This is a genomic window from Prauserella alba, from assembly GCF_024171735.1.
In the GTDB taxonomy this organism is placed as follows: domain Bacteria; phylum Actinomycetota; class Actinomycetes; order Mycobacteriales; family Pseudonocardiaceae; genus Prauserella; species Prauserella alba.
The window spans coordinates 269,607-285,385 of sequence record NZ_JAMTCH010000005.1 but is presented as its reverse complement, the minus strand read 5'-3'; the positions used below and the strand labels follow the sequence as shown (position 1 = coordinate 285,385).

Genomic DNA, 15,779 nt, shown 5'->3' with positions numbered 1-15,779 from the left:
CCGTCGCCGCCGGGACACGCTCCTCCGAGTGACATACAGTCGCGGTATGCGCGCGATCATGCTGCGAGAACCCGGCCCTCCCGAGAACCTCGAGCTGACCGAGGTGCCCGACCCCGAGCCAGCACCCGGCGAGGTGCTCCTCGACGTGGCTGCGACGGCCGTGAACCGCGCCGATCTGTTGCAGCGCCAGGGAAACTATCCGCCGCCGCCCGGCGCCAGCGAGATCCTCGGTCTCGAATGCTCGGGCACCGTCGCGGCGCTGGGCGAAGACGTCACCGAATGGCAGCTCGGCGACGAGGTGTGCGCACTGCTGGCCGGCGGCGGCTACGCCGAGAAGGTCGCCGTGCCCGCGGGCCAGCTGCTGCCGCTGCCGACCGAGGTCGAACTGCACTCGGCAGCGGGACTGCCGGAGGTGGCCTGCACCGTGTGGTCCAACCTCGTGATGCACGCAGGTCTGTCCGAAGGGGACGTTCTGCTCGTGCACGGCGGCGCTGGTGGTATCGGCACCCACGCCATCCAGGTGGCGAAGGCACTCGGCGCGACCGTCGCCGTCACCGCCGGCTCGGCCGAACGCCTCGAACGGTGCAAACAACTCGGCGCGGACATCACCATCAACTACCGCGAACAGGATTTCGTCGAGGAGCTGAAGACCGCGACGGGCGGTGCCGACGTCGTGTTCGACAACATCGGCGCGAAGTACCTCGACCGCAACATCGACGTGCTGCGCGACAGCGGCCACCTGGTGATCATCGGCATGCAGGGCGGCATGCAGGGCGAACTGAACATCGGCAAGCTGCTGCGCAAACGCGGCACCGTGTCGGCGACGGCACTGCGCTCACGGTCGCTCGAGAGCAAGGCCGCGATCGTGGCCGACGTGCGCACGCACCTGTGGCCACTGCTGGATCAGGGCACGGTGCTGCCCGTCATCGACCAGGTGCTGCCACTGGGCAACGCGGCGCAGGCCCACCGGACACTCGACGAGGGCGGGGTGTTCGGCAAGATCGTCCTGACGGCGAAGTGACCGTCCTCAGGGCAGTTCGGCGAGGACGCGCGCGAGCTGGCCGATCTCGAAGCCGTTCGAATAGTGGGCCAGGCCGATGCGGACGGCACCGCCGACCTCACCGATGCCCAGCGCCCCGAACAGACCACAACTACCGGGCTCGGCGAACGCGCAGAGCCCCTGCCGTGCCAGGTAGTCGGCGACGTCGGAGGCCTTGCGGCCGTCGGCGTAGAACGCCAGCGCCGGGATCCGCCGCGTCGGTTCGCCGAGCACGGTGATGTGCGGCAGCGACCGCAGGTCGGCGGCGAGCTGGTCGAGCAGCCCTTCCTGGTAACACTTCGCCGAGCCGAGCGAAGTGAGCAGGCGCTCGCGGCGCGTGCCGGTCGCCACGTCGTCGAGTCCTGCGAGGTAGTCGACCGAGGCGATGAGCCCGGCGAGCAGCGGGTACGGATGCGGTCCCAGCTCGAGCCGCTCGGGGCCGGTCGCCTCCGGTGACAGTGCCGCGGGCGGCAGCTGCGCCAGCAGGTCGGGGTCACGGAATACCAGCGCACCGATGGCGGGGCCGCCCCACGCCTGTGCCGACAGCACGACCACGTCGGCGCCGAGTGTCGACATGTCGAGCGGCACGAACGGCGCGGCGTACGTCGCGTCGACGACCATCAGCGCGCCCGCCTGCTGGGCCGCGGAGGTGATCGGCTCCAGGTCGGGGCGGGTACCGACAGCGCCGGAGGCCGCGGTCACGGCGACCGCCTTGGTGCGTGCGCCCACGAGGTCGCGGTACTGCCACTCCGGCAGTTCACAGTTCTCGATGTCGATCTCGCCCCAGCGGGTCTTGCCGCCGACGCGGTTCATCGCGCGCAGCCACGGCGCGATGTTGGCCTCCTCGTCGAGCCGGGACACGACGACCTCGTCACCGATCGTCCACCGCGTGGACAGCGTGTCCGCGAGGCGGGAGATGAGAACGGAGGCGCTGGGCCCGAGGACCACGCCGTCGGGCTCACCTCCCACGAGGTCCGCCACGGCACGACGCGCCGCGGCCACGATGCTTTCCGCTCGCTGTGAGGCCGGGAACGCTCCACCCGGACCGGAGACCGGAGCCCGCATCGCCGTCGAGACGGCCGACGCGACCTGTTCGGGGACGAGCATTCCGGTTCCACCGTCGAAGTGAATCCAGCCGTCACCCAGAGCGGGGAACAACCCACGGATCCGAGCGACGTCAAACGCCATGGGAACAAGGTACGGAGGTGGGTTTTCGCCGCGCAGCCGGGGCCCGGCCGATGGATGGATCGTCCGGATCGACCCGTCGACTCCCGTGATGGCCGATTCGCCCGCCGACCCCGGACCGTCGACCCCGGACCGTCGAGCCGCGCACGCCGAGCCGGCCCTCGCCGACCCACCTCCGGCACGGCCGCCGCGCCCGGGCCAGGGCGACAGGCCCGTGCGCACCGAAAGCGTCGGCGGGGTGAGTACCCTCGAAACCTGCGACACCCTTCCGCAGCGAGCCAGGATGGAGCTATGACGGAGCCGAACACCCCGTACGCCACGCCCTCGGAGGACCAGCACGTCATGGTGGTCGGGCCGGACGGTTCCCCGGTCGGCGCGCGCATCGACCCGGAGGCCGCAGGCGGCGACGCAGAGAACCCGGGCGAGTCCGTCGGCGACATGGTCGAGGAACCCGCGAAGGTCATGCGCATCGGCACGATGATCAAGCAGCTCCTCGAAGAGGTGAAGGCAGCTCCGCTCGACGACGCGAGCAGGCAGCGCCTGCGCGAGATCCATCAGACGTCGATGAAGGAACTCGAAGAAGCGCTCGCCCCGGACCTGCGGAAGGAACTGGAGCGCCTCGTCGAGCCGTTCGCCGAGGACCGCACGCCGTCCGACGCCGAACTGCGCATCGCGCAGGCGCAGCTCGTCGGCTGGCTCGAGGGACTCTTCCACGGCATCCAGACGGCGCTGTTCGCCCAGCAGATGGCCGCCCGCGCGCAGCTCGAGCAGATGCGCAGGGGCCTGCCGCAGGGCGGCGCGGAAGGCGCGCCCACCGGCATCGGCAACCCCGGCCAGTACCTGTAAGGCCTGCCCGTACGCCACGTCCCCGGCGCCCCGCCCGCGAACCGATCGCGGGCGGGGCGCTGTGGTCAGTGTGCTCGGTGGCGACGGGACTCAGTCGTTGGTCGACACCCCTGGTCCCGTCGCGGCGTACCGGGCGACGACGGTGCGGACGGCCTCGTCGACCACGTCCGCGACACGTTCGGCGCTCACAGCCCAGCCCGGCACCAGGAGTCTCGGCCAGAAGACGTAGTTGGAGATCATGCCCAGGAACTGGGTGGCCGCGAGGTCCACGTCCTCGACCCGAACTGTTCCTGCCTCGTGCTCGGCCCGCAGGTAGCTGCGTACTGACTCGAAGTACGGCATCTTCCCTTGGGAGAACTGCGCATCGGCCAGTTCGGGAAAGCGCGGCAGCTCGGCAATGACGATCCGGAAGAGATCGGTCATCTGCGGGCGACTCAACAGCGCGGCGTAACGACGACCGATGGCGGTGAGACCGTCGACGACGTTGCCTGCTGGCGGCGGGTCGTCCTCGTCCGTGGTCGACCAGGACTCGGTGACGATGGCATCGAACAGGGCGGCCTTGCTCGGGAACTGCTTGAACAAGGTGGCCCGGGAAACGCCCGAGCGCTCCGCGATGCGCGCCAGCGACGTTCGGTCGTAGCCCAGTTCGAGGAACAGCGCGGTCGCGGCCGTCACGATCAGCGCACGCTTCTCCCTGGCGACACGCTGGTGATACGTCGTCACTTCCGAGCTCATCGGGCAAGCGTACGAGGTGAGTGGCTTGACTCACCATCGAAGTCGCCCTAATGTCGAGCCAATGGCGAGTCAGTCGACTCACCATTGGCCGTCCTCCGTTGGCCGCCCTCCATAACCGGCGACCCCGATCACCCCGTGTACCGAAGGAGCCTGTGATGACCCGCTTCGCCAATCAGACCGTTCTCGTGACCGGCGGTACCGGCGGTCAGGGCTCGAGTCACGTACGCGCCTTCCACGCGGAGGGTGCGAACGTGGTGATCGGAGGCATCGACGCAGAACGTGGCGCTGCGCTCGCCGACGAACTCGGGCCCCGTGCGCGATTCGTCCGGCTGGACGTGAGGGACGAAAGCTCGTGGTCCGCCGCGGTGCACACCGCCGAGAGCGCCTTCGGTTCCCTGAACGTGCTCGTCAACAACGCCGGCGTGCAGAACCCGCCTGCGACGATCGAGAACACGGATCAGGCCACGTGGTCGCGCATCCTCGACGTCAACGTCAGCGGCGCCTTCCTCGGGGTGAAGGTCACCACTCCCGCTCTGCGACGGGCGACAGGCGGAGCCATCGTCAACGTCGGCTCGATCATGGCCATGGGCGGCACGGCGCACTACGCGCCGTACGTCGCCAGCAAGTGGGCCATGCGAGGACTCACCCGGACAGCAGCACTCGAGCTCGGCCGCGACAACATCCGCGTGAACACCATCCACCCCGGCGTGATCGCGACCCCTTTCATCCACGAACCGGCAGCCGGTGCCACCGCGGCAATCTCCGACTTCTACTCACCCGCGCCGTTCGCGGTCCCGCGGCTCGGCGAACCGATCGACGTGACCCGGCTTCTCCTGTTCCTCACGTCGACAGCCGCGTCGTTCATCACGGGGTCGGAGTACGTCATCGACGGTGGGCTGCAGCTCGGCCCCGCCCTTCAGGCCGAGACCGCATGAGCACTCCGGACACGACCGGGTCGAACGACTCAGCGCACTGACTGCACAGGCCACGCCCGTCGACGGGTTCGGGGCACGACGACGCCGACCGCCACGCGCCGCCCGAAGCGCCGCGGCCGTCAGTCCTTCAGGCTGTTCAGCCAGCGGTTGACCGTCACGGAGTAGTCGTTGCCGTACTGCTCCTCGCCGCGGGCGACGGCCGCACGGACCTTCGCCTCGACCTGCTGTTCCCACCGCGGCTTGACGAACACGAACTGCCAGCTGCCGTTGCGCGCCTGGAACGGCCCGACCTGCGAATACCCTGCCACCGCGATCGGAATGTCGAGGTCGTGGACCGTGTCGGGAATGTTCTCGCCGGGAGAGGGCACGACGATCACCGCCGGATCGTGGGTCCGCACCACCGAGTCCGGCCGTGCTCCGTCGGCGATGAGGCCGTTGTTGCGGCCGCTGTAGTCGACGGCGTTCCAGCCGCTGTAGTACGGGATGACGCCCGGGTCGGCCACCGCGACGGTGCGTGCGCCGGCCGGCACGTCCGCGTCGGCGAGGCCCCTGCCGATCGCGGCGTGCGTGCGTTCGAGGTCGATACCGGTGTTCGCCACGGCGGGCAGGCCCGGTGACGCGACGCCCGCGACGGCCACCCAGCCGACGGCGACGACACCGACACCTGCCTGTACGAACCGCACCCCCGCCATCGCGGCCACGGCGACGCCTGCCGCCAAGCACAGCACGGGGAACACGGCGAAGGCGTAGCGGTGCAGGGCATCGGCCTCCGGCGGGCCGAACAGCACGAGCGGCAGGCCCGCGGCGAGTACCGTCACGCAGAAGAATCCGCCCACCCGGCGCAGCTCGGGCCACGTCAACAGCGCGACCGTGAGCAGCAGCAGCGGCGCGAACACCACGACCGTCGACCACAGCCACTGCCCGTCGAACCCGAGCGGGCCGATCGCGTCACTCCACGGCTTCGGCACCAGGTGGCTGTACTGCACGACCGTCCACACCACGCAGCCCAGCGCGAGCACCGCGGCGATCGTCATCCCGACACGCGCCTGCCCGGACAGCCGCCGTGACCGGAACCAGACGACGAACCCGGGCAGCACCGCGATCAGCGCCTCGGGCCGCAGCGTGGCGGCGAGCACCAGCAGCAACGGGGGTTCGAGGTCGACGACGTGGCGCTCCTCGACGACCCGCATGCCCACCACGGCCATGCGCAGCACGACGAGTGCCACCAGAGCCGTCTCGAGTCCGCCCGCGAGGTGGAAGTAGGTCGGGAGGAACAGCACGTAGGCGCAGCCGGCCACGACGGCCGCGGCGCCGTCGACCGCGCGCATCAGCAGGATCAGGGTCGCCACGCCGGCCACGACGCCCGTCACCTGCGCGACGAGCACCGGGTCGGCGCCGAACACCGCGAACAGCGCCTGCCACAACGTCCACAGGAGGCTGGTGAACCCCTCGACCGGATTGTGGTCGCCGACGTTGTAGACGAGACCGTGCCCTTCGGCGAGGTTCTGGGCATAGCGGGCGTCGACGAATGTCGCGTCGGTGACGTACGACCACGCCATCCAGGTGCCGAACGCGAACACCACCAGCAGGCCCGCCGCGGTCACGGCCAATCGACTCACGGCCGCAAACTACCAGCGATCCCACCGGCCCCCGAGACCTCCCGCCTCGTCCGAAACGGGCACCGACAAAGGGCGCTGACCTGGCATTTCGGACCAGTTTCCACTCACATGGGCGATATGGCGACCGCGGAACCCGACGCGCGCGTTCGCACTTTCGCGGCAGCAGTACCCTCGTATCTCGTGCATGCCACAAGCACCTCGACGGCCACTGATTCGCCGGGCGGCGAATCAGGCGACAGCCCAGGGACGAAGTCACCGATGAACGCCGATACGACCGACACCGCGCCCGTTCCCGGCAGCCGGTCCTTCAAACGCGCCTTCGACGACATCCGTTCGGGCCTTCGGCAGACGGAACTGTGGGGCCACCTCGGCTGGCAGGACATCAAGCAGCGGTACCGCCGCTCGGTGATCGGCCCGTTCTGGCTGACCATCACCCAGGGTGTCATCGCGCTCGGCCTCGGCCTGCTGTACTCACAGCTGTTCGGCCTGCCCATCGAGACGTTCCTGCCCTACATCGTCACGGGCTTCATCGTCTGGGGCTTCATCAGTGGGTGCATCACCGAGGGCATGCAGACCTTCATCTCCAACGAAGGTCTGATCAAGCAGATGCCGGCGCCGCTGACGATCTACGCGCTGCGGACGGTGTGGCGGCAGACGTTGATGGTGGCGCACAACGTGATCGTCTACGTGATCATCGTGGCGATCTTCTTCCCGGCGCTGTCCCAGCAGTATGCGCTGCAGGACGACGCATGCACCGCGGGAACCGGCCTGTGTCACCCCGGTATCGACTGGTCGATCCTCACCGCCGCACCGGGCTTCGTGATCCTGGCGCTGAACGCGGGCTGGGTCACGCTGATGCTCGGCGTCATCTCGACGCGCTACCGCGACATCCCGCAGCTCATCAACTCGCTGATCCAGCTGCTGTTCTACCTGACGCCGATCGTGTGGCCGATCGACCAGCTCTTCGCTGGTGGCGGACGGGAGAACGTGTCCTGGGCGCTGCCGTTCATCGAGCTGAATCCGCTCTACCATTTCGTGCAGATCGTGCGTGCGCCGCTCATCGGCCAGCACATCGATGGCATCAGCTGGCTGGTCGCCGTCGGCATCACGATCGTCGGCTGGGCACTCGCGTTCGTGGTGATGCGCAACTACCGTGCCCGTGTCTCGTATTGGGTGTGACACCAGATGGTCAGCATTGACGTCCGCAACGCCTACGTGGACTTCCCGATCTTCGACGCCAAGACGCGGTCGATGAAGAAGCGGGTCCTCGGCAAGGTCGGCGGCAAGATCGGTTCGGACTCGAAGGTCCCGATCATCGAGGCGCTGCAGGACGTGAACCTGCAGCTCTCCGACGGCGACCGGCTCGCCCTCGTCGGCCACAACGGCGCGGGCAAGTCCACGCTGCTGCGGCTGCTGTCGGGCATCTACGAACCCACGCGTGGCTCGGCGAAAGTCACGGGCAAGGTCGCACCGGTGTTCGACCTCGGTGTCGGCATGGACCCGGAGACCTCCGGTTTCGAGAACATCATCGTCCGCGGCCTGTTCCTCGGCAAGAGCCGCAGGGAGATGGAGAAGCGGCTCGACGACATCGCGGAGTTCACCGAGCTCGGCGACTACCTCGCGATGCCGTTGCGCACCTACTCCACCGGTATGCGCGTGCGCCTCGCCCTGGGTGTCGTCACCTCGATCGACCCCGAGATCCTCATCCTCGACGAGGGTCTCGGCGCCGTCGACGCGTCCTTCATGAACAAGGCCCGCGACCGCCTCAAGGACCTCGTCAAGCGCTCCGGGATCCTGGTGTTCGCCAGCCACTCCGACGAGTTGCTGCTGGAGCTGTGCGACCAGGCCATGTGGATGGACGAGGGCCGGGTGCGCCAGCACGGACGGCTGCGCGAGGTACTGACCTCGTACAAGGGCAAGGACCCGTTCCAGAACGTCAGCCGCGAGGTCCTCGAACGCCTCGGCCAGGCCAACCCCGACGACCTCGCCAAACCCGGTGACGGCGTCACCCGTGACGGCCAGGCAACGGGCGACACCTCGGCCGCCACGGCCCCGGCGAGCGGCGGCTGACATGGGCGCACTCCCGGAAGGCGCGATCGCCGCAGTCGTCGTCACCCGCAACCGCCGTGACCTGCTCGCCGAGTCGCTGAAGGTCGTCGAGTCGCAGACGCGGCCCGTCGACCACCTGATCGTCGTCGACAACGGCCCCGAGGAGGAGTCGGCGCGCGACGTCGTGGAGGCGTACTCGCGGCCCGTCACGTACCTGCCGTCCTACCGCAACCTCGGCGGCGCGGGCGGTTTCGCGCTGGGCATGCTGCACGCGCTCGCGCTGGGCGCCGAGTGGGTGTGGCTCGCCGACGACGACGGCAGGCCCGCCGACGAGCACGTCCTCGAAACCCTGCTCACCGAAGCAGAGCGGCGCGGGCTCGGTGAGGTGTCGCCGATGGTCGTCAACATCGACGAACCCGAGAAGCTGGCGTTCCCGCTGCGGCGTGGCCTGACGTGGAAACGCACCTCGTCCGAACTGGGCGAGGACTTCCTGCCCGGCATCGCCTCGCTGATGAACGGTGCACTGTTCCGCGCGTCGACCCTCGAAGTGACGGGTGTGCCCGACCTGCGGCTGTTCTTCCGCGGCGACGAGGTGGAGCTGCACCGGCGGCTCGCGCGCTCCGGCCTGCCGTTCGGCACGTCGCTGCGCACGGCATACCTGCACCCGAACGGGTCGGACGAGTTCAAGCCCATGCTCGGCGGCCGGTTCCACGCGCAGGATCCCGAGAACGAGGTCAAGCGCTACTACACGTACCGCAACCGCGGGTTCCTGCTGTCCCAGCCGGGGATGCGCAAGATCGGCGCTCTCGAGATCGCCCGGTTCGGCCTGTACTTCGTGGGTGTGAAGCGTGACCCGAAGGCGTTCGTCGAGTGGCTACGACTCGTCCGCCAGGGCCGCAGGGAGCGCTTCTACCGCTACTGAGCGCCCCCAAGGGCACTTTGGTGGCGTTGAGCGCCCCGAATCTTCCCCTCGCACTGCTTGGCGACGACGCCGCATTCACCACCTACGCAACCGGCACCGCCGCGGGTTCCGCCACCCGCACCGCAAACCAGCCACTGTCAAAAATAATCACAAATACGGTTCGAGCTGGGTGTAGAGCTGGGAGACGATGCGGGCGTTGTCGGCGGGCGCGTACGTGGCCCATTTCTGGCCGTCCTCGGCGGCCCGTTGCGTTCCCAGGTAGCGGCCGTCCTCGTTGTCGAACCACATCACCGGGTCCAGCTTGGCTGACCTGCCGTCGTCGCCGGGAACGAACGCGGTGACGAACCCGATGCGTTCCGTCTTCTTCTCGAACAGCCGGGCCACGGCACGTTCCTGTGACGTCGTCTGCGAGGACCGGGGTGCTTTGACCCCGCCGAACGGGTCGTAGCCGCCGTCCGCCTGCTGTGGCTTGCGCGTGGCGGCCACCGGCACGGTGATCGACTGGCCGGGAGCAGGTTTCGTCAGCGGCAGCAGGTCCACCAGCTCGGCGACGAAGTTCGTCGGCCGCACTTCGGTGAACGTCAGCATGGTGCCGTCCTGACGTACCAGGACCGCGTACTGGCCGTCGGAGACGGCGCGCGCGTAGATCTCCTCGTCGCCGGTGAGCTGTCCCGCCAGCGCCACGATGAGCGGTGCGCGCATGCACGCCTCGAACGTCGTCTCGACGTCCGCCTCCAGCCGGCCGCCACGGGCCAGGTCGCGCGCCTCGAGGTCGCGGAACACGGCCTCGCGCACCTGGGTGCGTTGCGTGTGCGTCGTACCCATGTGCGGGATCTCGAACGGGAACGGCGACCTTCCGAGCTTGTACTGCTCGAGCAGGATGTCCACTGCCACCAGTGACAGCGAGAACGATTGCGCCATCTCTCCCCCGGTCTCGTCCGATCCGACGGGCGAAACGTTAGCAGCCCGCAGACGTCGCGTGGCTCGGCTCCGACCGGCCGACCCTTGCCGCGACGTGGCGCTCGTACGGCGGCGGCGCGGCGGGTCGGCGCGGCCGCGTCACGCTGTCAGCGAACCGGCCTTGCCCACCGCGAACACCGGTGGTCGGGTGGAGTCATGGCCGAGACCAAACCCGCACTCGTCGTGCATCTCGTCAGTGGCGGCGAACCACTGGTGTTCCCGCTGCATGCCGACGCCGTCGACGAGGTGACCAAGCAGCTGTACCTGTACCTCGACCACGGTTCCGTCCAGAGCATCACCGACGTGGACAGCCGCGTCGTGCACATCAACTTCGCCCACGTGGCCGCCGCGTACGTCGACGACCTCCAGCGCTCGGGCAAGGTGTTCGGGATGCACTAGCGGCCGGCGCATCGCGAGCGCCGCCCCGGCCTTCCGTCGGGGCGGCGCTCGCGGTTCTCACTCAGAGTTCGTAGAGGCGCTTCCAGTTCTCGCGGCTGGTCAGCTCCGGCATGGCACGCTTGTACTGCGCCTGCACCGCGTGACCCTCCTTGCGGAGGCGGCTGATCACCTGGACCGCCCGCTTGCCGAGGTCGACCATGCGTTCCTTGTCGTAGGAGCGCACGCGCACGCCCTCCTGCGAGGCGTCGGTGACGACGGCCGTCTTGAACAGCGCGACGTGCCACCAGTGCGCCTCGTCGGCCGGGATGGCGCCCATGTTGAACCGGTGCTTGCCGAGCGCACGGTTCAGCATGCGCTTGAGCAGCACGGCACGCTGCATGCTCGGCCGCGGCGCGGTGTTGTTGATGACGATGTCGTTCGACGGGATACCGGGCACGTTCGTCGGGTCGTGCCGCTTCGTCTCCGGATACTGCGCGCGGATCTCGCGGATCTCCTTCATCGCCGCGACACCGCCGTCGTGCAGCACCTCAGGCCCCTCGAGGAAGTCCTCGACGGCCTTGATCAGCGTCGCCGTGAGGCCGTACTGCATGCCGAGCAGGTAGCGCACCACCTGCGCCATCAGCACCCGGGAGAGCAGGTTCAGGTCGAACGGGCTGTGCAGCGCCGCGGTGATGATCGAGTTACGCAGGTTGAAGTAGCGGTGCCACTCGTCCCAGTCCTTCCAGTGGAAGTCGGCGTGCCACACGCCGGCGCCTGGCAGCGTCACCGTCGGGAACCCGGCGGCGCGGGCGCGGTAGCTGTACTCCGCGTCGTCCCACTGGAAGAAGAACGGCATCGGGTAGCCGACCTTCTGCACCACCTCGGACGGGATGAGGCACGACCACCAGCCGTTGTAGCCCGCGTCCAGGCGGCGTTCCTGCCGGGTCTTCTTGCCCGTCTTGGGATTGACCCCCAGCAGGTCGGCGGTCTCCGGGCTGTGCGGCACCGGCACGCCGGGCTGCAGCGCGTTCAACTGTGCGTGCTCGGCGCCCACGTGCAGCTGGTTGGGGTGCAGCAGGTTCAGCATCTGGCCGCCGACGATCATCGGGTTGGCTGCCTTGTTGGAGAACGCGGTCAGCCGGATCACGAGGTCCGGCTCCAGCAGCACGTCGTCGTCCATGAACAGCACGTTGGCGTGCTCGGCCGCGGCCTGGCCCGCCACCTCGTACAGGCCGCGGGTGAAGCCGCCCGCGCCGCCGAGGTTCGGCTGCTTGATGTACTCGAGCTTGTCACCCAGCGCCGCGGCCACGTCGGCGAAGCCGTCCCGCGAGTCGACCGTGTCGGTCCCCTGGTCCGCGACGTAGATCGCGTCGAGCGTCTCCAGGGCCGGCAGCGAGTCGGCGAGCGTGCGCAGGTTCGACAGGCAGTCGTCGGCGCGGTTCATCGTGCAGATCGTGACCGCGGTCGGCCGGATCTCCTCGGGCGCTTCGACGGTCCAGCGCACCTGCGAGACCGTGAGCCGCTCCATGGCGTCGGTCTCCAGGTCGAGCCACAACCCACCGCCGTCGACGAACTTGTCCAGCTTCGCCTCGAGGGTCACCGTGCGCTGCACCACATCGGTCATGGCCTCGGCGGCGACCGTGCGGGACTCGCCCGCGACGTCCGAGGCCCGCACCACGAGCCGGCCCGAACCGCTGACGATCGCCTCGACGGTCACCGACCGGACCGTCGTCCAGCGCTGCCAGTACGACGCAGGGAACCTGCCGAAATACGTGTTGCCCGTGACCTTCGCCGACGGCTCGAGCGTCACCGTCTCCCGGTCACGCGATGCGACACCCTCGACCACCTCGAGGTACAGGTCCTTGCTGACGACCGCCGAGGGCCCCTCGAACAGACCCCGCTGCGCGAGCAGACGCCCCGACGCCGGGGTGTGGGCCTGCAGCAGCGAGCCGGCCGTCGCCTCGGTCGTCACTGTTGCTTCACCGGACATGAGAGGCGTCCTCCAAGTAGTACAGGGCCACCGGATTTGAGTTCGACGTGTTCACGACGCGGAATCGACACCGTGGCGGCGTCACTCCAACGCGCGAACGCCAGTAAGGTACAGGCCGCCCCTCAGCGGTTCGCACCAGGCTTCATCACCCACGTGATTCCCGGAACACGACCCATTTCAACATCACGAAATTGATCACCGTGGCGGTGCCCTGCGCGATGACCCACGCCGCAGCGACCCGCCACCGGAAATCGTCGGACAACATCGCGAGCATCACGGCGTTCGTTCCGACGTTGACGAAGAACGTTGTCGTGTAGAGCGCAGCGAACCCGCCGATCTGCCCGGCGCCGCCTTTCTGGGCCGCAGTAAATGTGAAGCGGCGGTTAAGAAAATACGCCGTGGTGGTGCCCGCGATGAAACTGAACGCCTTCGCCAAATGCACCCACGTGCCGGCCTGCAGCAACAACCAGTACAGCCCGGAGTCGACCAGTGCGCAGAACCCGCCGATGAGCACGAACCGGGAGATCTGTGCCACCAGACCCGGCGATGCGGGCCTCACCGCCTCGCCGGCCGGAGATTCCATCGTTGCCACCGCTGCACCTTATGCTCTGCCGATCGTGATGCTCTGCTGACCGTGATGTTCTGCCGATCGTGCAGGACGTTCTGCCGACCGTGCGTGTTCTGCGTGTCGTGTTCCCGTGAACCCGGTTCCGACCTGCGTTTCCGGCCGACTGCACCGAAGATCGCACACCGATTCCGGGTCCGTGCTTATCGAGTGTAGGGATCGGACATTGTGGCACCGGAGACAGGCCATATCTCGAGATGGTTACCCTGGCTCGAGTGAGCACACCCACTCCCGAACGGCACATCGAACGGCGCACCCTGGCCGGTTGGGGCAGGACGGCCCCGACCACCGCCAACGTGCTCGCCACCCCGGATGTCGAAGTGATCGCACGCGCGGTCGCGCAGGCAGGCGAACGCGGCGTCATCGCCCGCGGACTCGGCCGGTCCTACGGTGACCCGGCGCAGAACGCCGGCGGCCTCGTCGTCGACATGACCGCGCTCGACCGCATCCACTCGATCGACCCCGACAACGCGATCGTCGACGTCGACGCGGGTGTCAGCCTCGACTCCCTGATGCAGGCCGCGTTGCCGTACGGACTGTGGGTACCGGTCCTGCCGGGCACCCGCCAGGTGACGATCGGCGGCGCGATCGCCAACGACATCCACGGCAAGAACCACCACAGCGCGGGCAGCTTCGGCAACCACGTCGTGTCGATGGACCTGGTCACGGCCGACGGCCGGGTACGCACCCTGACCCCGGACGGCCCCGAGGCCGACCTGTTCTGGGCCACCGTCGCCGGCATCGGCCTGACCGGCATCATCGTGCGGGCGCGGATCAGGATGACGCGCACCGAGACGGCGTACTTCATCGTCGACAACGACCGCACCGCCGACCTCGACGGCACGCTCGAGCTGATCAGCGACGGTTCCGACGAGAACTACACGTACTCGTCGGTCTGGTTCGACACCATCTCGAAGGGCCGCCAGCTCGGCCGGGGCGCGTTCGCCCGCGGGTCGCTGGCCAAGCTGGACGACCTCCCGCCGAAGCTGCGCAGCGAACCGTTGAAGTTCTCCGCGCCGCAGCTGCTGACCGTTCCGGACATCTTTCCGAACGGGCTGATGAACAAACTGTCGCTGAGCGCGATCGGCGAGTTCTACTACCGGTCGACGCCGAAACAGGGCCGCGGGGCGATCCAGAACATCACGGCCTTCTACCACATGCTCGACCTGGTCGGAGAGTGGAACCGCGGCTACGGCAGCAACGGCTTCCTGCAGTACCAGTTCAGCACCCCGCTCGGCGCGAACGACGGCCTGCGCCGCATCGTCGAGAAGGTCGCCCACTCCGGGCACTACTCGGCGCTGAACGTGTTCAAACGCATGGGCGAGGGCAACCCGGCACCGCTGTCGTTCCCGCACCCGGGCTGGATGGTCTGCCTCGACTTCCCGATCAAGCCCGGCCTCGCGCAGCTGTGCAACGAGCTCGACCGGATGGTCCTCGAACTCGGCGGACGCCTGTACACGGCGAAGGACTCGCGCACGACCGCCGAGACGTTCCACCGCATGTACCCGCGCATCGACGAGTGGAAGAAGCTCCGCCACTCCGTCGACCCGTACGGCATCTTCATATCCGACATGGCCAGGAGGCTCGAACTGTGATCGACGCGGTGGGCAACCCCCAGTCGCTGCTGCTGCTCGGCGGCACCTCGGACATCGCGCTGGCGATCGCCGAGAAATACCTCGCCCAGCGGCCGCTGCGGGTCGTGCTGGCGGCCCGGCAGTCACCGCGCCTCGACGAGGCCGCCCAGCGCCTGCGCAGCGCAGGTGCCGAGGTGGAGACCGTCGACTTCGATGCAACCGACACCGATTCGCACCCGCTGGTGATCGACAAGGCGTTCTCGGGTGGCGACATCGACGTGACGGTCGTGGCGTTCGGCCTGCTCGGTGACGCCGAAGAGGCGTGGCAGGACCACGCGCAGGCCGTCGAGATGGCGACCGTGAACTACACGGCGCCCGTCTCGGTGGGTGTGGCACTGGCCGAACGCCTCAAACAGCAGGGCCACGGCTCGGTGATCGCCCTGTCGTCGGTTGCGGGCGAGCGTGTCCGCCGGTCGAACTTCGTCTACGGATCCACGAAGGCCGGCTTCGACGGCTTCTACCTGGGTCTCGGCGAGGCACTCGCACCGCACGGCGTCCGGGTGTCGGTCGTGCGCCCCGGACAGGTGCGCACGAAGATGACCGAGGGCATGGACAAGGCCCCGCTGGAGCAAACCGCCGAGTCGGTGGCCGACATCGCGATCGACGCCGCGCGACGCGGCAAGGACCTCGTGTGGGCACCCGGCACGTTCCGCTGGGTGATGTCGGCGCTGCGACACGTGCCGCGCCCCATCTTCCGCAAACTGCCCATCTAACACCCCGACCGGCCGGCCCGGCCCGACTGACGCCGCGGCGCATCCGGCCGATCTGACGACGTGGTCGTGCCGACACGACAGCGGCTCCGCCACCCGACCGCGGTGGCGGAGCCGCTGTTTCGTGTGCGGCAGCTCTGTTTCGAATACGG

At 68.5% G+C, this 15,779-nt stretch carries 15 protein-coding genes; 9 read left to right on the top strand and 6 right to left on the bottom strand.

Going from position 1 to position 15,779, the window contains the following annotated elements; translation table 11 throughout:
• Positions 1-46: 46 nt before the first annotated feature.
• Complete coding sequence (locus tag LY12_RS16960) at positions 47-1,021, top strand: NAD(P)H-quinone oxidoreductase (protein WP_253857887.1); 975 nt, start codon at positions 47-49, stop codon at positions 1,019-1,021.
• Between the two features lie 6 nt (positions 1,022-1,027).
• On the opposite strand, the gene LY12_RS16955 is transcribed toward LY12_RS16960, so the two are convergent.
• The gene (locus LY12_RS16955; RefSeq protein WP_253857885.1) at positions 1,028-2,227 is read right to left on the bottom strand and encodes a cysteine desulfurase-like protein; all 1,200 of its coding nucleotides are present in this window, start codon (positions 2,225-2,227) and stop codon (positions 1,028-1,030) included.
• Between the two features lie 288 nt (positions 2,228-2,515).
• Here LY12_RS16955 and LY12_RS16950 point away from each other — a divergent pair, with 288 nt between their 5' ends.
• Positions 2,516-3,070 carry a bacterial proteasome activator family protein gene (locus tag LY12_RS16950; protein ID WP_253857883.1) on the top strand — a complete coding sequence of 185 codons (555 nt, stop codon included), beginning with the start codon at positions 2,516-2,518 and terminating at the stop codon, positions 3,068-3,070.
• Between the two features lie 90 nt (positions 3,071-3,160).
• Here LY12_RS16950 and LY12_RS16945 read toward each other — a convergent pair whose 3' ends face one another.
• A complete protein-coding gene (locus tag LY12_RS16945; protein WP_253857881.1) occupies positions 3,161-3,805 on the bottom strand; it encodes a TetR/AcrR family transcriptional regulator in 645 nt (214 codons plus the stop codon).
• 155 nt (positions 3,806-3,960) lie between these two features.
• Here LY12_RS16945 and LY12_RS16940 point away from each other — a divergent pair, with 155 nt between their 5' ends.
• Positions 3,961-4,740, top strand: a complete 780-nt coding sequence (locus LY12_RS16940) for an SDR family oxidoreductase (RefSeq protein ID WP_253857879.1) — start codon at positions 3,961-3,963, stop codon at positions 4,738-4,740.
• Between the two features lie 119 nt (positions 4,741-4,859).
• Here LY12_RS16940 and LY12_RS16935 read toward each other — a convergent pair whose 3' ends face one another.
• Positions 4,860-6,359: a DUF8728 domain-containing protein gene (locus LY12_RS16935; protein WP_253857877.1), complete on the bottom strand. Its 1,500-nt coding sequence runs from the start codon at positions 6,357-6,359 to the stop codon at positions 4,860-4,862.
• Between the two features lie 258 nt (positions 6,360-6,617).
• Here LY12_RS16935 and wzm point away from each other — a divergent pair, with 258 nt between their 5' ends.
• From wzm to glfT1, 3 genes are read left to right on the top strand one after another with little or no spacing between them, the layout of a single operon-like run.
• A complete protein-coding gene (gene wzm, locus LY12_RS16930; RefSeq protein WP_253857875.1) occupies positions 6,618-7,538 on the top strand; it encodes a galactan export ABC transporter permease subunit Wzm/RfbD in 921 nt (306 codons plus the stop codon).
• Between the two features lie 6 nt (positions 7,539-7,544).
• Positions 7,545-8,429: a galactan export ABC transporter ATP-binding subunit Wzt/RfbE gene (wzt, locus tag LY12_RS16925; protein ID WP_253857873.1), complete on the top strand. Its 885-nt coding sequence runs from the start codon at positions 7,545-7,547 to the stop codon at positions 8,427-8,429.
• 1 nt (position 8,430) lies between these two features.
• Positions 8,431-9,330, top strand: a complete 900-nt coding sequence (glfT1, locus tag LY12_RS16920; RefSeq protein WP_253857872.1) for a galactofuranosyltransferase GlfT1 — start codon at positions 8,431-8,433, stop codon at positions 9,328-9,330.
• 147 nt (positions 9,331-9,477) lie between these two features.
• On the opposite strand, the gene LY12_RS16915 is transcribed toward glfT1, so the two are convergent.
• The gene (locus LY12_RS16915) at positions 9,478-10,251 is read right to left on the bottom strand and encodes an ESX secretion-associated protein EspG (protein ID WP_253857870.1); all 774 of its coding nucleotides are present in this window, start codon (positions 10,249-10,251) and stop codon (positions 9,478-9,480) included.
• A 195-nt stretch (positions 10,252-10,446) separates the two neighbouring features.
• On the opposite strand from LY12_RS16915, the gene LY12_RS16910 reads away from it, so the two are divergent.
• Positions 10,447-10,689 carry a hypothetical protein gene (locus LY12_RS16910; RefSeq protein ID WP_253857868.1) on the top strand — a complete coding sequence of 81 codons (243 nt, stop codon included), beginning with the start codon at positions 10,447-10,449 and terminating at the stop codon, positions 10,687-10,689.
• A 61-nt stretch (positions 10,690-10,750) separates the two neighbouring features.
• Here LY12_RS16910 and LY12_RS16905 read toward each other — a convergent pair whose 3' ends face one another.
• Both LY12_RS16905 and LY12_RS16900 read right to left on the bottom strand, forming a co-directional pair.
• On the bottom strand, positions 10,751-12,658 hold the full coding sequence (locus LY12_RS16905) for a glycosyltransferase (protein ID WP_253857866.1): 1,908 nt from the start codon (positions 12,656-12,658) through the stop codon (positions 10,751-10,753).
• 145 nt (positions 12,659-12,803) lie between these two features.
• On the bottom strand, positions 12,804-13,241 hold the full coding sequence (locus LY12_RS16900) for a GtrA family protein (protein WP_253858877.1): 438 nt from the start codon (positions 13,239-13,241) through the stop codon (positions 12,804-12,806).
• Positions 13,242-13,480: 239 nt separating this feature from the next.
• Between LY12_RS16900 and dprE1 the strand changes: the two genes are divergently transcribed.
• Entirely contained in the window at positions 13,481-14,878 is a 1,398-nt protein-coding gene (dprE1, locus tag LY12_RS16895; RefSeq protein ID WP_253857864.1) for a decaprenylphosphoryl-beta-D-ribose oxidase, read from the top strand.
• Positions 14,875-15,630: a decaprenylphospho-beta-D-erythro-pentofuranosid-2-ulose 2-reductase gene (dprE2, locus tag LY12_RS16890; protein ID WP_253857861.1), complete on the top strand. Its 756-nt coding sequence runs from the start codon at positions 14,875-14,877 to the stop codon at positions 15,628-15,630. Before dprE1 ends, dprE2 begins: the two co-directional genes overlap by 4 nt.
• Positions 15,631-15,779 lie beyond the last annotated feature (149 nt).